Origin of the sequence: Haloarcula limicola (genome assembly GCF_010119205.1) — an archaeon.
In the GTDB taxonomy this organism is placed as follows: domain Archaea; phylum Halobacteriota; class Halobacteria; order Halobacteriales; family Haloarculaceae; genus Haloarcula; species Haloarcula limicola.
Genome location: NZ_WRXM01000001.1, coordinates 1,136,209 through 1,155,613, shown reverse-complemented (window position 1 = coordinate 1,155,613; position 19,405 = coordinate 1,136,209). Strand labels below are relative to the sequence as shown.

The following is a 19,405-nucleotide window of genomic DNA, read 5'->3' as shown; positions in this document are numbered from 1 at the left end:
TAAAACCGTCTCTGACCGTGACAGGGCGAAAATATTGCCGCGAGTCGCACGTTTAGTTTGGTCGCCGGTCGAATCTATCATGAATGAAGAAACAGTTACTCGTGACCGACTTTCTCGACCGTGCCAGAACGTACTACGGCGACTACGAGGCGATCGTCGGAACGGACGGCGAGCGCTTCACCTACAGCGAATTCGGCGACCGCGTCGACCGGTTCTCGGCGGCGCTCCAGGAGCGCGGTGTCGGGAAGGGCGACCGCGTCGCGGTCCTCGACCCGAACACGCACTACCACCTCGAAGCGGCGTTCGGGGCGATGCAGTGCGGCGCGATCCACGTGCCGCTCAACTACCGACTCACGTCGGCGGACTACGAGTACCTCCTCTCGGACTCGGGGGCGAACGTCGTCTACGCGGACTACGAGTACGCCGGCAAGATCGAGGCGATTCGCGACGAGATCCCCGCCGACGTCTTCGTGACCAACGACCCGGTTCCGGTGGAGGGCGACTGGATCGGCTTCGAGTCGTTCCTGGCGGCCGAACCGGACGGCTACGACCGCCCGGAGATGGCCGAGGACGAGATAATCACCATCAACTACACCTCGGGGACGACCGGCGACCCGAAGGGCGTCTGTCGCACGCACCGGACGGAGTCGCTGCACGCGCAACTCGTGACGATCCACCACCACCTCACCGACGACGACGTCTACCTGTGGACGCTGCCGATGTTCCACGTCAACGGCTGGGGCCACATCTACGCCGTCACCGGCCGCGGCGCGAAGCACGTCTGTACGCGCGGCGTCGACGCCGCGGAAGTGTTCGACGCTATCGAGACGGAGGACGTCTCCTTCCTCTGCTGTGCGCCGACCGTGCTGACCATCCTCGACGAGTACGCCGACGAGCACGGTCCGGCATTCAGCGGCGACAATCCGGTCCGCGTGACCGCCGCCGGGAGCGCCCCGCCGAGTGCGACCATCCGGACCGTCGAAGACGAGTTCGGCTGGGAGTTCACGCAGCTCTACGGCGCCACCGAGACCGGGCCGCTGATCGCCACTTCGGACGCCGCCCGGCTGATCCCCGAGGAGGGCGGACTCCGATTCTCGCTGAAGCAGCGACAGGGCATCGCCCCGCTCGGGACCGAACTCCGCGTCGTCGACGACGACGGGGAGGAAGTCCCCCGCGACGACGCCACCATCGGCGAGGTGGTCGTCCGCGGCAACCAGGTCATGGAGGAGTACTGGGAGAAACCCGAGGAGACGCACGCGGCGTTCAACGAGCGCCTCGAAGGGTGGTACCACACCGGCGACCTCGCCGTCGTCAACGAGGACGGCATGATCTCCATCCAGGACCGCAAGAAGGACATCATCATCTCCGGCGGCGAGAACATCTCCTCCATCGAACTGGAGGACACGCTGTTCGACCACGAGGCCGTCGACGACGTGGCGGTCATCCCCGCGCCGTCCGAGAAGTGGGGCGAGACGCCGAAGGCGTTCGTCGTCCCGACGAGCGGGGACCCGGAGAACCCCGGTGTCACCGCCGACGAACTGACCGCGTTCACCCGCGAGCGCCTGGCCGACTACAAGGCCGTCCACGAGATCTCGTTCGTGGATACCATCCCGAAGACCGCGACCGGGAAGATCCAGAAGTACGAACTGCGCCAGCGCGAGTGGGACGACGAAGACGAGATGGTCGGGAAGGGGTAGCGAGCCGACGCGCGCCGCTCGATGGAACTGTCCGATAGACGTACAAGTATCAGTTCCGCTGTCAATGTCTGACGTAGGTATAAGTACGCGCAACCGATGGGTTGTTGGTATGTGTGGCAACCGCGTCGAGGAACTGGAAACGCGCGTCCAAGAACTGGAGGCCTCCGTCGAGGGGCTGACCGACGAACTCGTCGAGTGCAAGGTTCGGATCCGCGAACTGGAGAACGCCGTCGACGACGACAGCGGACTGGGCGTGGACGCCGAACACGCCGGTGCCGAGAGCGAGACCGCGGCGGCCGAAACCGATGCGTCGGGCAACGACGAGGAGATCTTGACTCCGGAGTCCGACAACTCTAACACCGAGGATACCGAGGGGGCAGACAAGGAGGACGAGGCCGCGTCCGAGTCGGAATCCGAAGACGACTCCGGCTCCGACATCATCGTCGCGTAGGAAGCCGGCCCACCACCGCATGCACATCAAAGAGCTGGTCCTCGACAACTTCAAGAGCTTCGGGCGAAAGACTCGCATCCCGTTTTACGAAGATTTCACTACTATTAGCGGCCCGAACGGCTCCGGGAAGTCGAACATCATCGACGCCATCCTGTTCGCGCTCGGACTCGCCCGCACGTCGGGCATCCGCGCCGAGAAACTGACCGACCTCATTTACAATCCCGGCCACGCCGACGAGGAGAGCGAGTACGACGGCGAGCGGCAGGCCAGCGTCGAGGTCATCCTCGCCAACGACGACCGCACGCTCGAACGCGCGCAGGTCGTCAACGCAGCGGGCACCGAAGACGTCGGCGACGTGGACGAGATCGCCATCAAGCGCCGGGTCAAGGAGACCGAGGACAACTACTACTCGTACTACTACATCAACGGCCGCTCGGTCAACCTCTCCGACATCCAGGACCTCCTCGCGCAGGCGGGCGTGACGCCGGAGGGGTACAACGTCGTGATGCAGGGCGACGTCACCGAGATAATCAACATGACCGCCGGCTCCCGTCGGGAGATCATCGACGAGATCGCTGGCGTCGCCCAGTTCGACGCGAAGAAGGCCGACGCCTTCGAGGAACTGGAGGTCGTCGAGGAGCGCATCGGCGAGGCGGAGCTGCGCATCGAGGAGAAGCGGGACCGCCTCGACCAGCTCGAAGACGAACGCGAGACGGCGCTGGAGTACCAGTCCCTGCGGGAAGAGCGAGAGGAGTACGAGGGCTACCGCAAGGCCGCCGAACTCGAAGACAAGCGCTCGGAACTCGACGCCGTCGAGGGTCGAATCGAGAAACTGGAGGGCGAACTCGCGGACCTCCAGCGCGAACTCGACGAGCGACAGGGGAAGGTCGTCCGCCTCGAAGACGAACTCCACGCGCTCAATCAGGAGATCGAGCGGAAGGGCGAGGACGAGCAACTCGCCATCAAGCGCGACATCGAGGAGATAAAGGGCGACATCTCGCGGCTCGGCGACAAGATCGACAACGCCGAGGAGGCCGTCGAGGACGCCGAGAACGAGCGCCGGCAGGCGTTCGTCCAGATCGACCGCAAGCAGGAGACCATCGACGAGTTAGAGAGCGACATCCGCGAGACGAAAGTCGAGAAGTCCAACGTCAAGGCGGACGTCGCGAGCGAGGAGAGCGACCTCGCGGACGTCCAGCAGCGCATCGACGACATCGGTGAGGAGTTCGAGGAGATAAAGGACGAACTCGAAGACAAGCGGGACCGCCTCGAATCGCTCAAGAGCGAGCGCAACGACCTCCAGCGGGAGCAGGACCGCCTGTTAGACGAGGCGCGCCGCCGCTCCAACGAGGAAGACGAGAAGCGAGACGCCATCGAGGAGGCGGAGGCGGAGATACCGGACCTCGAAGCCGACATCGAGGACTTGGAGACCGAACTGGAGAAGGCGCAGAAGAACAAGGAGACCATCGGGGAAGTCGTCGACGACCTGCGCGCCGAGAAGCGCGAACTCCAATCCGATCTAGACGAACTCGAAGACGAGATCAGCGCGAAACAGCAGGAGTACGCCCAGCTCGAAGCGAAGGCCGGTCAGGACGGCGACTCCTCCTACGGCCGGGCCGTGACGGCCATCCTGAACGCCGGCCGCGAGGGCGTCCACGGCACCGTCGGGCAGTTGGGCGGCGTGAACCCCGAGTACGCCACCGCCTGCGAGACGGCGGCGGGCGGGCGGCTCGCCCACGTCGTCGTGGACGACGACGGCGTCGGCCAGTCCTGTATCGAGTACCTCAAATCCCGCAACGCCGGGCGAGCGACGTTCCTGCCCATCACGCAGATGCAGCGGCGGTCGCTCCCGTCGCTGCCGAGCGCCGACGGCGTGGTCGACTTCGCGTACAACCTGGTGGACTTCGACCCCGACTACGCCGGCGTCTTCTCCTACGTGCTCGGCGATACGGTCGTCGTCGACGACATGTCCACCGCCCGCGACCTGATGGGCGACTACCGGATGGTGACCCTCGAGGGCGACTTAGTCGAGAAGAGCGGCGCGATGACCGGCGGCTCGTCCTCGGGCACGCGCTACTCCTTCTCGGGCGGGGCCGGCCAGCTCGAACGGGTCGCAAAGCGGATCAACGACCTCGAAGACCAGCGCGCGGACGTGCGCGAGGACCTCAGAGACGCCGAGGAGCGCCTCGACGACGCCCGCGACCGCGAGTCCGACGCGACCGAGCAGGTCCGGGACATCGAGACGAGCATCGAGCGCAAGCAGACCGCGCTCTCGGAGGCCCGCGAGCGCATCGAGAAACTGGAGAGCGACCTCGAAGAGATAGCCAGCGACCGGGAGTCCGTCGCCGACGAGATGGACGAGTTGGAGGCCGAGATCGAGGGGAAGAACGAGGAGATAGCGGCCGTCGAGGGCGACATCGAGGAGCTAGAGGCGGAGGTGCAGGATTCGGAGCTCCCCGACCTCACCGACGAGCGAGAGGCGATCCGCGAGAACATCGACGCCCTCGAAGACCGGATGGACGACTTAGACGCCCAGCTGAACGAACTGCAACTCGAGAAGCAGTACGCCGAGGACGCCATCGAGGACCTCCACGACGACATCGAGGCCGCCCAGAACCGCAAGGCCGAGAAGGAGGAGACCATCGCCCGGTTGGAGGAACAGGTCGAGGAGAAGGAAGCGCTGAAAGCCGAGAAGGAAGCGGAGGTCGCCGACCTCGAAGACGAACTCGCGGACCTCAAAGAAGAGCGAGAGGAGCTTCGCGACGAGCTACAGACGGCCAAGGAGGCCCGCGACGAACAGCAGTCTGCGGTCTCTGAAGTCGAGCGCGACCTCGGAGACGAGCGGGAGGACGAGGAGCGCTTAGAGTGGGAGATCGACGAACTCGAGGCGCAGGTCGGCGACTACGACCCCGAGGACGTCCCCGACCACGACACCGTCGAGGCCGAGATCGAGCGTCTCTCCGGCGAGATGGAGGCCCTGGAGCCGGTCAACATGCGCGCCATCGACGAGTACGACAGCGTGGCCGACGACCTCGCCGACTTGGAGGACCAGAAGGATACGCTCGTCGAGGAGGCCGAGGGCATCAGAGACCGCATCGACACCTACGAGGCTCGGAAGAAGGAGACGTTCATGGACTCCTTCGACGAGATAAACGAGCAGTTCGAGGACATCTTCGAGCGCCTCTCGAACGGCACGGGCCACCTCCACCTCGAAGACGAGGACGACCCCTTCGAGGGCGGCCTGACGATGAAGGCCCAGCCCGGCGACAAGCCGATCCAGCGGCTGAACGCCATGTCAGGCGGCGAGAAGTCCCTGACCGCGCTCGCGTTCATCTTCGCCATCCAGCGGCACAACCCCGCGCCGTTCTACGCGCTGGACGAGGTCGACGCCTTCCTCGACGCGGCCAACGCCGACCTCGTCGGCGAACTGGTGGACGAGTTGGCGGGCGAAGCGCAGTTCGTCGTCGTCTCGCACCGCTCGGCCCTGCTGGAACGCTCCGAGCGCGCCATCGGCGTAATGATGCAGGGCGACAACGTCAGCACCGTCACCGGCATCGACCTCTCCGGCGAGGGACCGGACGACGAGGAGGCACTAGCCGATGACTAGCGAGGGGCGCGCGACCGAAGGAAGCGCGGCCCTCGAAGGCGAGCGGCGAGAGCCGCGAGCAATAGCGAGAGCCGGTCCGAACGAAGTGAGGAGCGGGTCTCGGCCAAATCGAGCGGTGAACGGAGTGAGCCGCGATGACTGACGACGACATCCCGCTCGATATTACGGGCCACGAGGATAGAGAACCGCCGAGCGGCGCGGAGTCACCGTTGTTCGGGAGCGATGCGGACGCGGCCGACGAGACGACGACCGGCGACGAACCCGAAGACGTCGAACTCTTAGATGAGAGCGACGCGGCCGACGGCGACGAGGAGAAGGCCGAACCCGTCGAGGTGCTGGTGCAACTCGCCGACGACGGCGAGATCGACCCGTGGGACATCGACGTGGTGCGGGTCACCGACAAGTTCCTCGCGCGCATCGACGGGAGCGACCTGCGGACCTCCGGCCGGGCGCTGTTCTACGCGTCGGTCCTCGTCCGGATGAAGAGCGACGCGATGCTCGGCGAGGACGAACCCGAGGAACCGATGGCCGAGCCGTGGGAGCAGGCGATGACCGAGGACGCCCCGATCGACGAACCGGATCCCTTCGCCTCGCTGGAGTCCGAGATGGACCGGCGACTGGAGCGCCGACGCGCCCGCGGGATGCCGCGGACGCTCGACGAACTGGTGCGAGACCTGCGGGACGCCGAGCGGGACTCGTGGTGGAAGGAGTCCCGGGAGTACGACACCAGCGACTCGCCGAAGGGGTTCCAGCGGGGGACACAGGAACTGGACTACCGGGGGGCCGACGACATGCGACTGGACGACGAGCCCTCGGCGGCGGACGTGACCGGCACCGCCCACGCCGAGAACATCGACGACATCATCGACAACGTGTACGCCGCGGTGCGAGAGCACTACGAGAAAGGGCGCGAGGAGGTCCTCTACCGGGAGGTCCACCACGCCGGCGGCTCCCGCGTCGAGACGTTCCTCGGCCTGCTGTTTCTGGCGCATCGGGGACAGGTCTGCCTCCAGCAGGACGACCTCTTCGGCGACCTCTGGATTCAGGACCCCGGTGCGGTGAGCGGCTCGGAGGAGGCCGTCGCGGACTGAGCGGAAACAGGTTCAAACGGGACGAACCCGTAGAGAGGGGTGATGGCCCACACGTCGTCGTCGACGGACCTCCCCGACCCCGAGCGACTCGCCGACGCCTTCTACGTCTACGAGGTGGACACGACGCCCGAGGACGGGATCCGGTACTACGGCGAGCCGATGACGGAACGCGAGCGCGTCGTGCAGGCGGTCGGGCCGACGTTTCGCAGTCGCGGCTATCGGGTCCGTCTCACGGAGGAGACCGGCGAGTACGTCCTCGTCGCCGAGAAGCGGTCGCTGGGCGTCGACGGCGTCCCGTGGACGAACGTCGCCCTGGCGCTGGCGACGCTGCTCTCGACGCTGTACGCGGGGAGCCGGTGGTACGGGCTACCGGTCATCTCGGACCCGGTCTCGCTGGTGGGAGCGTGGCCCTTCGCGGCGGCGGTGCTCGGCATCCTCGCGGTCCACGAGTTCGGCCACTACGCGCTGAGCCGGTACCACGAGGTGCAGGCGAGCCTGCCCTACTTCATCCCGCTCCCGTTCAACGTCATCGGCACGCTGGGGGCGGTCATCCAGATGAACGACAACATCCCCGACCGGAAGGCGCTGTTCGACATCGGCGTCGCGGGACCGCTCGCGGGGCTGGCGGCGACGATATTGGTCACCGCCGTCGGCGTCACGATGGACCCCGTTCGGGTCCCCGGCGGCCTCATCGCGCACGTCGACATCGGCTACCCGCTGCTGATTCGCGGCATCGCGGCGCTGCTCGGCGAACAGGTCGTCTATGCCGACCCGACCCTGATCCCCAATCCCGTCGTCATCGCCGGGTGGGTCGGCGCGTTCGTCACGTTCCTGAACCTGCTGCCGGTGGGACAACTCGACGGCGCGCACGTCACGCGCTCGCTGTTGGGCGACCGGATGCGGTCGATCCAGCTGGCGGTCCCGCTGCTCCTGTTCGGCCTCGCGGGCTACCTCGTCGCCTTCGAGAACGGCCAGGCGGCGGCGCTGTGGGCGTTCTGGGGCGTGCTGACGCTCGTCTTCGGACGCGTCGGGTCGGCGACGCCGCTGGACGAGACGCCGCTCGGGACCAAACGGGCGGCCGTCGGCGTCCTGACGTTCGTCCTCGGCGTGCTGTGTTTCGCGCCGGTACCGATCGTCATCTCGCTGTGACCGCTGACGGCGACCGGTTCCGACTCTTCTGCTCTCCGAGCGTCCTGACCTCGCCGGGGAAACACAGAGATAGGTGGAGCGTGAACGGGTGCCCATGAGCGAGTCAGCGGGCGTCCCCGAACCCGACTTCGAACAGCTCCACGAGGCGGTCGAACGGCTGCTGGACGAGACGGTCGACCGAGAGGAGGCGCTGGAACTCTCCGCGGAGGGCTTACGCGTCGACGTTCCGATTCGCTTCGGCGAGGACGCGCCGCGGGCGCGCTGGGGGTTCGACGGCGACGTGACCGTCACCGTCGAGGGGGTCCGCGGACCGCTGCGGGAGTGGATCGAGCTCCACGAGGACCGAATCGTCGAGTCCGACGACTGATCGGACCGCCGTTTCACGCCGCGCAGTATTGTTAGAACGACAGAAAGAATTATGCCGCGTCAGGTTCTATGCTAACAATACGCATGACTCCCACGAAGATACGCGAGCGACTCGAAGAGACCGAAGACAGGGTCGACGCCGAGGAGTTCGTCGCCGCGTTAGAGTACGTCCGGGACGACGGCCGCCGTCGCCGCCGCTGACGGAGCGCCCGGATAGAGAACGAGAAGTGTCCGTTCTTAGCCGTCGGTGAGTCGCCAGCCCTCGCCCTCTCTCGTCGCCGCGTCCCGCCTGACCATCTCGTCCATCACTTCGTCGAGGCGGTCGGGCTGGGCGATCTCCATCTCGATGCGCTCGACGCCGTGGTACGACCGGAGGAGCGAGCGGACGTCATCGGTGGTGTGGACCGTCCGGTCGCTCTTCTCCATGACGCTGCCGACGAGTTCGATCATGTCCTCGACGAAGTTCCAGGGGTAGACGACCCACGTCCACTCGTCGAGGCGCTCGCCGACGAACTCCGGTTCGTGCTCGCTGGTCTGAAGCAGCTGTAGCGTCGCCGTCCGGACGCTCCCGGGGTCCTGCTCCTGTACGGCCTCGGCGGCCGTCTCGAGAGACTGGCCGGTGTCGGCGATGTCGTCGACGACGAGGACGTCCTTTCCCTCGACCGCGCCGTCGGCCAGCGGATAGCGGACCTCGGCCTCGTCGCCCTTCTGTGCGGTGCCGACGTAGTGTTCGACCTTCAGGCTCGCCAGGTCGTCGAGCCCGAGGAAGTCACAGAGGCATCGACCGGCGAACCACCCGCCGCGGGCCAAGGCGACGACCACGTCCGGTTCGAAGTCGGCGGCCTTCACGTCGTCGGCCACGTCACGACAGAGGCCGTAGATGTACTCCCAGTTGGTGATCGTACACGGGAACTCCTCCGGTAACTCGCCCATACACTCTCGCGTGGACGGGCGGACTTAACCGTTTCAGAACGGGCTTCTCGGAGTTTCGGCCGCCGTCGCCGCGACGTCGGTCGGTAGACCGCCGAGCGCCCTCCTGACACAGAACAGTTCCCAACTGTCCCCGAAACGGAGTTACCGGTGCTTATCGCTCGCATGGGCCGCCTAACTAACTCCTCGGTTCGTCCAAGCCCGAGACATGAACGCGGTACGGACCCACGCGAGTCTGTTCCTCCTCTCGGCGCTCATCGTGACGGGAACCGCGGCGCTCGGCCTGTTGCCCCTCGGAGCGGCACAGACCGTCGGCGACGGCACCTTCGTCGTCGAGTCGACGTCGGAGGGGAAGTCCTTCGATTACGCGTTCACCGTCGAGGGATCGGTCTCGAAGACGCAGGCCGACGGCTACGCGGCCGAAGCGAGCGACCGAGTCGTCGAGAACGACGACGGAACAGTCACCGTCACCGGGACCGCCGGCGACCAGTGGGGCGACGCCTACGAGGTCGAGGGACGCATCGTCGCCTTCGAGAAGACCAGCGGAGACTCCGAGTTCCGCCTCGAACTCGACGGCGAGGACGTGACCGGCGTCCTCACGGGACAGCGCAGCGGCACCGCCGCGAGCGTCGAGCCGATCGACGCCTGCACGACCATCACCGAACCCGGCCGCTACGAGCTGACGACGGACCTGCAGGACAGCGGCGTCGAGACGTGCATCCGCGTCCGGTCCGACGACGTGGTCATCGACGGCGACGGGCACGTCGTCGACGGCGTCGGTCGGAACGATACGGTCGGCGTCCGCGTGTTCAACGGGACCGACGGCGAGCGCGTCGGCCCGGAACTCGCCAACGTCACCGTCACCGACCTGCGGGTGCGCGACTGGGAGCGCGGCGTCGTCGCCGGCGAGATCTTCCGGGGCGGGCCGACGCTGCGCGTCTCGGACCTCGACGCCCGTGGCAACGGGGGCGGCCTCCTCCTCTACGACGCCGAGGACTCGACGGTCGAGAACGTCACGCTCGCCGAGAACGGCGACGGACTGCGGACGTGGGAGACGACGAACCTCACGGTGCGCTCGCTGAACGCCTCGGCCAACGCTGACGTGGGCGTCCGCGTCGGACAGGCCTCCCGCAACGTCACGCTCTCCGACCTGCGGGCGACGGACAACGGCGACCGCGGCGTCGTCGTCGGCACGACGGGCGTCAGCCGTGTGGCTATCCGCGACGCCGACGTGCGGAACAACGGCGGCGTCGGCGTCGACTTCCGGTTCGACGTGTTCAATCACACCGTCTCGAACACGGTAATCGCGGGCAACGGGGGCGACGGCGTCAGACTCGTCGACGCCAGCGACGTTCGGATTCGGGACACGGTCGTCCGTGACAACGCCGGCGACGGAATCAGAACGACGCGGAGCACCGGCACGCTCGGCAACGTCACGCTCCGGGGCAACGCCGGAGCGGCGTTCAACGACACGGCGCGGGACGGCGACGGGTTCGACGCCGACCGGCTCTCGATCTCCGGCGTGACGGTCTCGTTCACCGGGGAACCGACGCTCGCGGCGGCGACTTCGCTCCCGCCGCTCCCCGACGGTTACGAGCGGACCGGTGAGGCGCTCCGAGCGGTGAGCGCGCTCCCGTCGGACGACCTCCGTGCCGCGTTCTCCGTCCCGGCCCGCAGCGACGGGGAGCACGCCGAACTGTGGTACCACGACGGCGAGACGTGGACGCGAGTCGAGGGTGCGACCGTCGACGGTGGCAGCGTCACGGTCTCGGTCGTCGGTAACGGCACCCTCGCACTGCTCGAACCGAGCGGGCCGAGCGGAGACGCTACGCCGGTGACCGAAGGCGCCGGCGGCGAAGACGCGGCCGAACGACTGGCAAACTGACCCAGTCGGGGCTTCTCGCGATTATCGCGCGTACACGGTACGACCGCGGGTGTCGCGCTACTGCTCGACGAAGATGAAGGGACGGTCGGCGACCCACTCCGCGGCGTCGATCTCGGAGCGGATCGATTCCTGGAGCCGGTCCGTCTCCTCGGCGGCGTACGAGAACCCGTTCGACCGGAACTTCTCGATCCAGTACTCCCGCGGGGCTTCGTTCACGTGGTGGGTCCCCCTGTGGCCGGGCGGCGCGGCGGTGAAGACCACGCGCGGCGCGGCTGCCGTGAGCGTCTCGACGAGCGTGTCGGCGAACCGCGACGGGATGTGTTCGGCGGCCTCGATACACAGCGCTAACTCGTACCGCTCGTCGAGTTCCAGCGGCTCGCGGAGGTCGTGGATGGTGAGCGCCTCGGCCGGTATCTCGGCGTGGTCTCGGGCCTCGGAAAAGCCCTCGACGCCGTGGATGGCGGCCCCGTGAGCCTGGAACCCGGTGAGGTAGCGACCGAGCCCGCATCCGAAGTCGATCACGGAATCGGGTTCGTACTCCCGGTAGAGCACGTCGGCGACGGCGTGGGCTTCCTCGGTCGGCGTGTTAGAGACCAGATCGAGCCAGCGGTCGCCGAACCCGTAGATGACGTCGGGCGTGGCGATGCCGAGCGCGTCCGTCTTTGCGAGCACCCACTTGCCGACCGTGGTGATGTACGAGCGCATACCGGAACGTCCGGACGGCTATACATCACTATACGTCGCTTACTTCCCTCAGCGGGCGAACGCGGGCTTTAGGTGCCGGATAGTTGTCGATGGCCGCGACGCGGCACCCGCGTCCGTCGATACGCGTGCTTACCGCGCAGTTGCTTCACGCTACGCCGGTCGAAGGCGACACCGGAACTGTCGTTCGAGGTACCAGCAACTGTTATCCGGGGGGTCCCACAACACGGTGGCATGGAGACGCGACAGGCGCTGCTCGTCGACGCGTTCGCCGCCGAACCGATGACGGGCAACCCGGCCGGGGTGGTGCCCGAGGCCGAGGGACTGACCGACGACCAGCTGCAGGCCATCGCGAACGAGCTGGGGGCCAGCGAGACGGCGTTCGTCCTGCCGAGCGAGGACGCCGACCGGCGACTGCGCTACTTCACGCCCGAGCGGGAGGTCGACCTCTGCGGGCACGCCACCGTCGCGGCCCACGCCGCGCTGTTCGAGCGCGGCGCGTTGGCGGCCGAGCAGTGCACGTTCGAGACGGCCCGCGGCGTCCTCGACGCGGAGGTCAAACCCGACGGGACGGTGTGGATGGAGCAGGGCGAGGCCGACATCCGCGAGGTGGACCTCCCGCTCGCGGACGTGGCCGACGCCCTCGGCGCGGACGTGGCGACGCTGCGGGACGTGGGCGCGGACCTGCCGCTCTCGGTGGGCGACACCGGCTTCCCGTGGCTGTTGGTCCCCATCAACTACTTCGAGCATCTCAGCGGCCTCGACCCGGACCCGGCGGCCATCGAGGCGTGCTGCGAGGCGGCCGACGCGATGGGGCTATACGCGTTTACCTTCGACACGATCAGCGGCGAGTCGACGCTGCACGGGCGGGCGTTCGCGCCGCTCGCGGGCATCGCCGAGGACCCAGTGACCGGAACCGCCGCCGGGGCCTGCGGCGCGTACGTCCGCCGGTACGGCGCGCTCGACGACACCATCGAGCAGGTCGTCGTCGAACAGGGCCACTTCTTAGACCGGCCCGGCACCGTCCGCGTCGACACCGACGGCACCGAGGCGTGGGTCGGCGGACGGGCCGTGACGACGCTCGACGGGTCGCTGACGGTTCCTGACGCCGAGGACGACGACGGAATCATCGAGATTTGATTCCCTCGGTTCCGAGTGAACGACCCCCCGTTCGTGCCGCCACCAGAAGCAACTTAATGGTTCTTGGGGAACAAAACAACGAGTCAATGCCAACACTGTGGCTCGACGAGATCGGTGCCGACGACCTATCGCGGGTCGGCGGCAAGGCAGCGTCTCTCGGCGAACTGACCGCGGCGGGCCTCCCGGTCCCCTCGGCGTTCGTCGTCACCGCCGACACGTATCGGTCGTTCATCGAGGAGACCGAGATCGACGAGGAACTGTTCGAGGTCGTCGACGTCGACAGCGACGACTCGGCGGCGCTCGCGGAGGCCGCCGAGCGCGCGCAGGAACTCATTCTGGAGACCGAGGCCCCGCCCTCGGTCAAGGAGGACCTGCTCGCGGCCTACGACGAGATGGGCGACGCCGACGTGGCGGTCCGCTCATCGGCGACGGCCGAGGACCTCCCGGACGCCTCCTTCGCCGGCCAGCAGGACACCTACCTCAACGTCTCGCGGGCCGACCTCCTCCGGCGAGTCAAGGAGTGCTGGGCGTCGCTGTTCACCCAGCGGGCCATCTACTACCGCAACGAGCAGGGGTTCGACGACGCCGCCGTCGACATCGCCGTCGTCGTCCAGCAGATGGTCGACGCCGAGAAGTCCGGCGTCATGTTCACGAGCCACCCCTCGACCGGCGCGCCGACGGCCATCCTCGAAGCCGCGTGGGGGCTGGGCGAGGCCGTCGTCTCCGGGGCCGTCTCGCCGGACAACTACGTCGTCGACCGCGAGAGCGAGGAGATCGAGGAGGTCACCGTCGCCGACAAGAAGGTGATGTGCGTCCGCGGCGAGGACGGCGAGACCGTCGAGCGCTCGGTGCCCGAAGAGAAGCGCAACGAGCGCGTGCTCTCGCCCGAGGAGATCCACCGCCTCATCGACGTCGGGGAACTCGTCGAGGACCACTACGACACCCCGCAGGACGTGGAGTGGGCCATCTTCGAGGACGAGGTGTACCTCCTGCAGTCCCGCCCCATCACGACCATCGACGAGGCCGTCGAGGGCGAGGAAGCGGACGCCGCCACGGCCAGCGCCGACGAGGGCGGTGAGGCCTCGGGCGTCGCCGACGGCGGGGCGATGCAGAGTCAGACCGACGACGTGCGCCTCACCGGCATCGGGTCCAGTCCCGGGAAGGTCACCGGCGAGGTCCGCATCGTCTCGAAGCTCGACAACCTCGACAAGGTCGAGGAGGGCGACATCATCGTCACCGAGATGACGACGCCCGACATGGTGCCGGCGATGAAGCGCGCGGCCGGCATCGTCACCGACCAGGGCGGGATGACCAGCCACGCGGCGATCGTCTCGCGCGAACTCGGCGTCCCGGCGGTCGTGGGAGCGGACGACGCGAGCGACCGGCTCCGCGACGGCCAGATCGTCACCATCGACGGCGACATGGGGACCGTCGAGCAGGGGACCGAGATCGCCGAGACGGAGGAGTCGACGGAAACAGACGCGAACGCGGGTGCGGAACAGCCGGCGGCCGCGGAGCCCTCCCAGCAGCACTCGCCGGTCAAGCCCATGACCGGCACCGAGGTGAAGGTCAACGTCTCCATCCCGGAGGCCGCCGAACGCGCCGCGGCGACGGGCGCGGACGGCGTCGGCCTGCTCCGCATCGAGCACATGATCCTCTCGACGAACAAGACGCCGGCCCGCTACGTCGAGGACCACGGCGAGCGCGCCTACGTCGACGAGATCGTCGAGGGCGTCCGCAGCGTCGCCGAGGCGTTCTACCCCCGGCCGGTACGGGTACGCACGCTCGACGCCCCCTCCGACGAGTTCCGGCAGCTACAGGGCGGTGAGGACGAACCCAGCGAGCACAACCCGATGCTCGGCTACCGCGGCATCCGGCGGTCGCTCGACCGCCCCGGCGAGTTCAAACTCGAACTCCGGGCGTTCGAGCGCCTCTACGAGCTCGGCTACGACAACGTCGAGCTGATGCTGCCGCTGGTGACCGACGCCGAGGACGTCCTGCGCGCGAAGGCGCTGATGCAGGAGGTCGGCATCGACCCCGAGAAGCGCGACTGGGGCGTCATGGTCGAGACGCCCGCGAGCGCGCTCTGCATCGAGGAGCTCTGTGAAGCGGGGCTCGACTTCGTCTCCTTCGGGACGAACGACCTCACGCAGTACACGCTCGCCGTCGACCGCAACAACGGTAACGTCGCCGGTCGATTCGACGAACTCCACCCCGCGGTGTTGGACCTGATGGGGAAGGTCATCGGCACCTGCCGCGAGTACGACGTGGCGACGAGCATCTGCGGACAGGCGGCCTCGAAGCCCGAGATGGTCCAGTTCCTCGTCGACGAGGGCGTCACCTCCATCTCGGCGAACATCGACGCCGTGCGTGACGTGCAACACGAGGTCAAGCGCGTCGAACAGCGCCTCCTGCTGGAATCGGTGCGCTGAGAACAGCGCCCCTCTTCTCTCTCGAAACCGCTACAGCTCGCTGTCCGGGACGACGACGACTTTTCCGAAGCCCTCGCGCTCCTCGATGAGGCGATGCGCCTCGGCGATCTCGCTCATCGGCAGCGTCTCGCGGACGCGCGGTTCGAAGGTGCCGTCCCACACCAGTTCGAGCGCTTCCTCCGCTTGTCCGGGGGTCGCCATCGTCGACCCGATGACGTGCAGTTGGTTCCAGAAGATGCGGTTGAGGTCCGTCTCCGGCCTGCCCCCGGTCGTCGCCCCGCAGGTGACGACCCGGCCGCCCTTCACGAGGCTCTTCAGCGAGTCCTGCCACGTCTGCGCGCCGATGTGGTCGACGACCATGTCGACGCCGCGGCCGCCGGTCAGCGACCGGACCTCGCTCGCGAAGTCGTCCTCCTCGTAGTTTATCGTGTGGTCGGCCCCGAGTTCCTCGGCGTAGGCGAGCTTCTCGTCGGTGCTCGCGGTCGCGAACACCTCCGCGCCGGCCTCGGCGGCCACCTGCACCGCCGCGTGTCCGACCCCGCCCGACGCCCCGAGGACGAGGACGGACTCGCCGACCTGCAACTCGCCGCGGTCGCGGAGCATCCGCCAGGCGGTCTGGAAGACGAGCGGCGCGGCCGCGGCCGTCTCCCAGTCCACGCCCTCGGGGACGGGCGCGAGGTTCGCCTCGGGGACCGCGGCGAACTCGCTGTGGACGCCACGGACGTGTTCGCCGATGATGTGGAAGTCCGGGGCCAGCGTCTGGTCACCCTTCCGGCTGAACTCGTCGTCGCCGCCGCTCTTGCCGGCCAAGAGCGCCACTCGATCGCCGGGTCCGAACCGCGTGACGTCCTCGCCCACCTCCGCGACCACTCCGGCGGCGTCGCTCCCCGGGATGTGTGGCATGTCGAGGTCGACGCCCGGCAGGCCGCGCCGGGTGTGGATGTCGAGGTGGTTCAGCGAGGCCGCTTTGACGTCGACCAGTACGTCCCCTCGGCCGCACTCCGGGTCCGGAAACTCGCCGTATTCGAGCACGTCTCTGTCGCCGTGAGCGTCGAACTGGACTGCTTGCATCGTCTACCGACTCGGCGCAACATCATAATAGTCTATTGTGACGGTAGTATCACGAGCGGGGATCGGTCCCTCGAACTGGTGAGTTACAGCGAGACGGTCAGCGTCTCGTCGGCCCCGTCGAGTCCCGAGACCGTCAGTTCGGCCTCGTTCGGTCCAGTCCGCTCGACCTCGACGTGTGCGGCGAAGGACGTCTTGAGGCCGGTGACGGTGCTGTCGACGTCCGCGCCGATGTCCGCGCTGGTGTCGACGGCACAGACGCCGATCCCCTCGCCGCGTCGGATGTCGGTCAGGAAGCTGGAGTTGAGGAAGCGATAGACCGACCGCGTGTCCTCGGCCTCGGCGCAGATCGTCGAACAGAGGAAGATGCCCGTTCGGAACCGGTCCGCTTCCCGCTGCGAGGAAGCGACCAGCGAGGAGAACTCCATGCCGAGCCTCGTCAGGTCGCCGATGTCGTCGACGGTCTCGACGTTCTCGCCGCTGCGGCCGTCGCCGGTCAGGACGTACGAGCGCGACCCGCCCCGTCGGCGGGCACCGTCGAGCGAGCGCCGGACCGCCGACCCGGGGAGGTCGGCGGCGAGGACGACGCTGCGCTCGTCGGCGTCGGGTGCGACCAACCGGTGGAACACCGTCTCCAGCGCGTCGCTGTCGTCGCCGGTCAGCAGGAGGCTCGTGCCGCTCTCGATGGGGCCGAGGAGGTCGCCGCCGACGGTGAATCGCTCGCCGGAGACGCTCATCGGTCCGCCTCCGCGGTCGCGACGTCGGCGTCCGGACCGGGCTCGGCGGGGACCTCGGCGTCGTCGCGCGCTCTGGCCTCCCGCAGCGCCTGCCGGAGGTCGAGCGTCTCCATCGCCACCTCGGCGAACTCGGTCAGTTCGGCCCGCTCCTCGGCGTCGTAGTCGCGCGGTTCGAAGTCGATGAGACAGACCTGCCCGATGACGTGTCCGCCGTCGGTGGTCATGTTCGCGCCGGCGTACGAGCGGACGCCGAGGTTCTCCAGGTACTGGTTCTCGCTGAAGCGCTTGTCCCGAGTGATATCCTCGACGACCATCACGTCCTCTTCGAGCATGCTGTGGGTGCAGATCGTCTCCTCGCGGGTCAATGTGTCCAGGTCGGCCCCGTGGCACGCGAGGAAATTCTCCTGGTCGCGTTCGATGAGGCCGACGAAGGCGACGCCCGCGTCGAAGTGACTGGCGATGAGGTCGGTCAGCCGCTCGAAGCTCTCCCGGACCGGGAGTTCCTCGACGTCGTACTCGGCGAGGGCGTCGAGGCGCTCGCCCTCGTCTTCGGGAGTCAGGAAGCTGACCTGCGCGCTGTGTTCGATGACGTCGTTCGTGACGAACCCGAGTCGGTCCTCGGCGTCCGGCAGGCCGCGGTCGAGGTACTCGACGATGGTCTCCTCGAAGGAGGCGGTGTCGATCTCGCTCGGGGGCAGGTCGGTGAAGAGCACGCAGGGCGTCTGCGGCGCGCGCTCTCGGATCGCCCGTACGATATCCATCCCGGTCCCGTCCGGGAGTTCGTAGGCGGTGACGACGCAGACGACGGGCTCGCGTTCGAGGACGTCCGCGGCCGCTTCCGCGGACGTCACGGATACCGCGGATAGGTTGTCCTCAGATTCGATAGCTTCAGTCACGGATTCGATTCGCTCCTCCGTGTCGACACAGAGTACGGTTCGACTCATACACCAGCGTTCAGGAAATGGTATAAAAAGCCTGATGCCTAACCGTATCAATCGTGATAATCGCGCCTCGGTCAGAAGGCCGGTCCCGGCGTGAACAAAACGGCTAAACCGCTCGCCCGCGTGGACGCCAATAGAATGGTCCAGCGGGCCGAGCCACAGGATTTCGACCGCGTCCTCTCCTCGATGTGCACCGTCCCACATCCCGCGGCCCGCGAGGCGGCCGAACGGTTCCTCGCGACGAACCCCGGCGACCCCGGCACCTACGAGACGGTCTCCGAACTCGAAGCCGAGGCCGTCGAGTCTCTCGGGGAGATAACGGGGTTGACGGACCCCACCGGGTACGTCGCTTCCGGGGGCACCGAGGCCAACCTCCAGGCCGTCCGCATCGCCCGCAACCGCGCCGACACCGACGACCCGAACGTCGTCGCGCCGGTCCACGCCCACTTCTCTTTCACCAAGGCCGCGGACGTGCTGGGCGTCGAGTTGCGCACCGCGCCCGCCGAGGGCTACCGCGCGAACCTCGAAGCGATGGCAGAACTGATCGACGACGACACCGTCTGCGTGGTCGGCGTCGCCGGGTCGACCGAGTACGGCTACGTCGATCCGATCCCCGCCATCGCCGAGTTAGCTCACGAGGCCGACGCGCTCTGTCACGTCGACGCGGCGTGGGGCGGCTTCTATCTCCCCTTCACCGACCACGCGTGGCACTTCGGCCACGCCGACGCGGACACGATGACCATCGACCCGCACAAGGTCGGGCAGGCGGCGGTGCCCGCCGGCGGCCTGCTCGCCCGCGACGGGACGCTCCTGGACGAACTGGCCGTCGAGACGCCCTACCTCGAATCGACGAGCCAGCTGACGCTGACCGGGACGCGCTCGGGGGCGGGCGTCGCCTCGGCCGTCGCCGCGATGGAGGCGCTGTGGCCCGCGGGCTACCGCGAGCAATACGAGCGCTCGATGGAGAACGCCCGCTGGCTGGCCGACCAGTTGCGCGCCCGCGGCCACGACGTGGTCGACCCCGAACTGCCGCTCGTGGCGGCGGACCTCTCCGTGCCGATGACCGACGAACTGCGAGCGCGCGGCTGGCGCGTCTCGAAGACCGGCGCCGGCGAGATGCGCGTCGTCTGTATGCCCCACGTCACGCGATCGATGCTCCGCTCCTTCGTCGCGGACTTAGACTGGTACTGAGCCCGGCGAGACGACGCC

At 67.7% G+C, this 19,405-nt stretch carries 14 protein-coding genes and 1 pseudogene; 10 read left to right on the top strand and 5 right to left on the bottom strand.

The window, feature by feature from the left end; translation table 11 throughout:
* Window positions 1–83 precede the first annotated feature (83 nt).
* The 6 genes and pseudogenes from GO488_RS05925 (at window position 84) to GO488_RS05900 (ending at window position 8,362) form a co-directional block, all read left to right on the top strand.
* Window positions 84–1,697: a long-chain-fatty-acid--CoA ligase gene (locus GO488_RS05925; RefSeq protein WP_162316860.1), complete on the top strand. Its 1,614-nt coding sequence runs from the start codon at window positions 84–86 to the stop codon at window positions 1,695–1,697.
* A gap of 109 nt (window positions 1,698–1,806) precedes the next feature.
* The gene (locus GO488_RS05920; RefSeq protein WP_162316859.1) at window positions 1,807–2,148 is read left to right on the top strand and encodes a DUF7518 family protein; all 342 of its coding nucleotides are present in this window, start codon (window positions 1,807–1,809) and stop codon (window positions 2,146–2,148) included.
* A gap of 19 nt (window positions 2,149–2,167) precedes the next feature.
* A complete protein-coding gene (gene smc / locus GO488_RS05915) occupies window positions 2,168–5,755 on the top strand; it encodes a chromosome segregation protein SMC (protein ID WP_162316858.1) in 3,588 nt (1,195 codons plus the stop codon).
* Between the two features lie 48 nt (window positions 5,756–5,803).
* Window positions 5,804–6,846 (top strand): annotated as a pseudogene (locus GO488_RS05910) (segregation/condensation protein A); the annotation flags it as partial.
* A gap of 42 nt (window positions 6,847–6,888) precedes the next feature.
* A complete protein-coding gene (locus GO488_RS05905) occupies window positions 6,889–7,995 on the top strand; it encodes a site-2 protease family protein (RefSeq protein ID WP_162316856.1) in 1,107 nt (368 codons plus the stop codon).
* A gap of 94 nt (window positions 7,996–8,089) precedes the next feature.
* The gene (locus tag GO488_RS05900) at window positions 8,090–8,362 is read left to right on the top strand and encodes a hypothetical protein (RefSeq protein WP_162316855.1); all 273 of its coding nucleotides are present in this window, start codon (window positions 8,090–8,092) and stop codon (window positions 8,360–8,362) included.
* A 236-nt stretch (window positions 8,363–8,598) separates the two neighbouring features.
* Here GO488_RS05900 and GO488_RS05895 read toward each other — a convergent pair whose 3' ends face one another.
* A complete protein-coding gene (locus GO488_RS05895) occupies window positions 8,599–9,294 on the bottom strand; it encodes a phosphoribosyltransferase (protein ID WP_162316854.1) in 696 nt (231 codons plus the stop codon).
* 205 nt (window positions 9,295–9,499) lie between these two features.
* Between GO488_RS05895 and GO488_RS05890 the strand changes: the two genes are divergently transcribed.
* Window positions 9,500–11,176: a right-handed parallel beta-helix repeat-containing protein gene (locus GO488_RS05890; RefSeq protein WP_162316853.1), complete on the top strand. Its 1,677-nt coding sequence runs from the start codon at window positions 9,500–9,502 to the stop codon at window positions 11,174–11,176.
* A gap of 57 nt (window positions 11,177–11,233) precedes the next feature.
* Here GO488_RS05890 and GO488_RS05885 read toward each other — a convergent pair whose 3' ends face one another.
* Window positions 11,234–11,881: a methyltransferase domain-containing protein gene (locus GO488_RS05885; protein ID WP_162316852.1), complete on the bottom strand. Its 648-nt coding sequence runs from the start codon at window positions 11,879–11,881 to the stop codon at window positions 11,234–11,236.
* A gap of 231 nt (window positions 11,882–12,112) precedes the next feature.
* On the opposite strand from GO488_RS05885, the gene GO488_RS05880 reads away from it, so the two are divergent.
* Window positions 12,113–13,018 (top strand): PhzF family phenazine biosynthesis protein, encoded by a 906-nt coding sequence (locus GO488_RS05880; RefSeq protein ID WP_162316851.1) that lies wholly within the window; start codon window positions 12,113–12,115, stop codon window positions 13,016–13,018.
* Window positions 13,019–13,104: 86 nt separating this feature from the next.
* Window positions 13,105–15,450 (top strand): phosphoenolpyruvate synthase, encoded by a 2,346-nt coding sequence (ppsA, locus tag GO488_RS05875; protein WP_162316850.1) that lies wholly within the window; start codon window positions 13,105–13,107, stop codon window positions 15,448–15,450.
* Between the two features lie 30 nt (window positions 15,451–15,480).
* Here the strand turns inward: ppsA and GO488_RS05870 are convergent, their stop codons facing one another.
* The 3 genes from GO488_RS05870 to GO488_RS05860 all read right to left on the bottom strand — a co-directional run bounded on the left by GO488_RS05870 (window position 15,481) and on the right by GO488_RS05860 (window position 18,199).
* Entirely contained in the window at window positions 15,481–16,521 is a 1,041-nt protein-coding gene (locus GO488_RS05870; RefSeq protein WP_162316849.1) for a zinc-binding dehydrogenase, read from the bottom strand.
* 83 nt (window positions 16,522–16,604) lie between these two features.
* Window positions 16,605–17,255, bottom strand: coding sequence for a DUF7504 family protein (locus GO488_RS05865; RefSeq protein ID WP_162316848.1), 651 nt, complete (start codon window positions 17,253–17,255; stop codon window positions 16,605–16,607).
* Window positions 17,252–18,199 (bottom strand): GAF domain-containing protein, encoded by a 948-nt coding sequence (locus GO488_RS05860; protein WP_162316847.1) that lies wholly within the window; start codon window positions 18,197–18,199, stop codon window positions 17,252–17,254. The genes GO488_RS05865 and GO488_RS05860 overlap by 4 nt, the downstream gene beginning before the upstream one ends.
* 135 nt (window positions 18,200–18,334) lie before the next feature.
* Here GO488_RS05860 and mfnA point away from each other — a divergent pair, with 135 nt between their 5' ends.
* A complete protein-coding gene (gene mfnA / locus GO488_RS05855; RefSeq protein ID WP_162316846.1) occupies window positions 18,335–19,387 on the top strand; it encodes a tyrosine decarboxylase MfnA in 1,053 nt (350 codons plus the stop codon).
* Window positions 19,388–19,405: the final 18 nt, after the last annotated feature.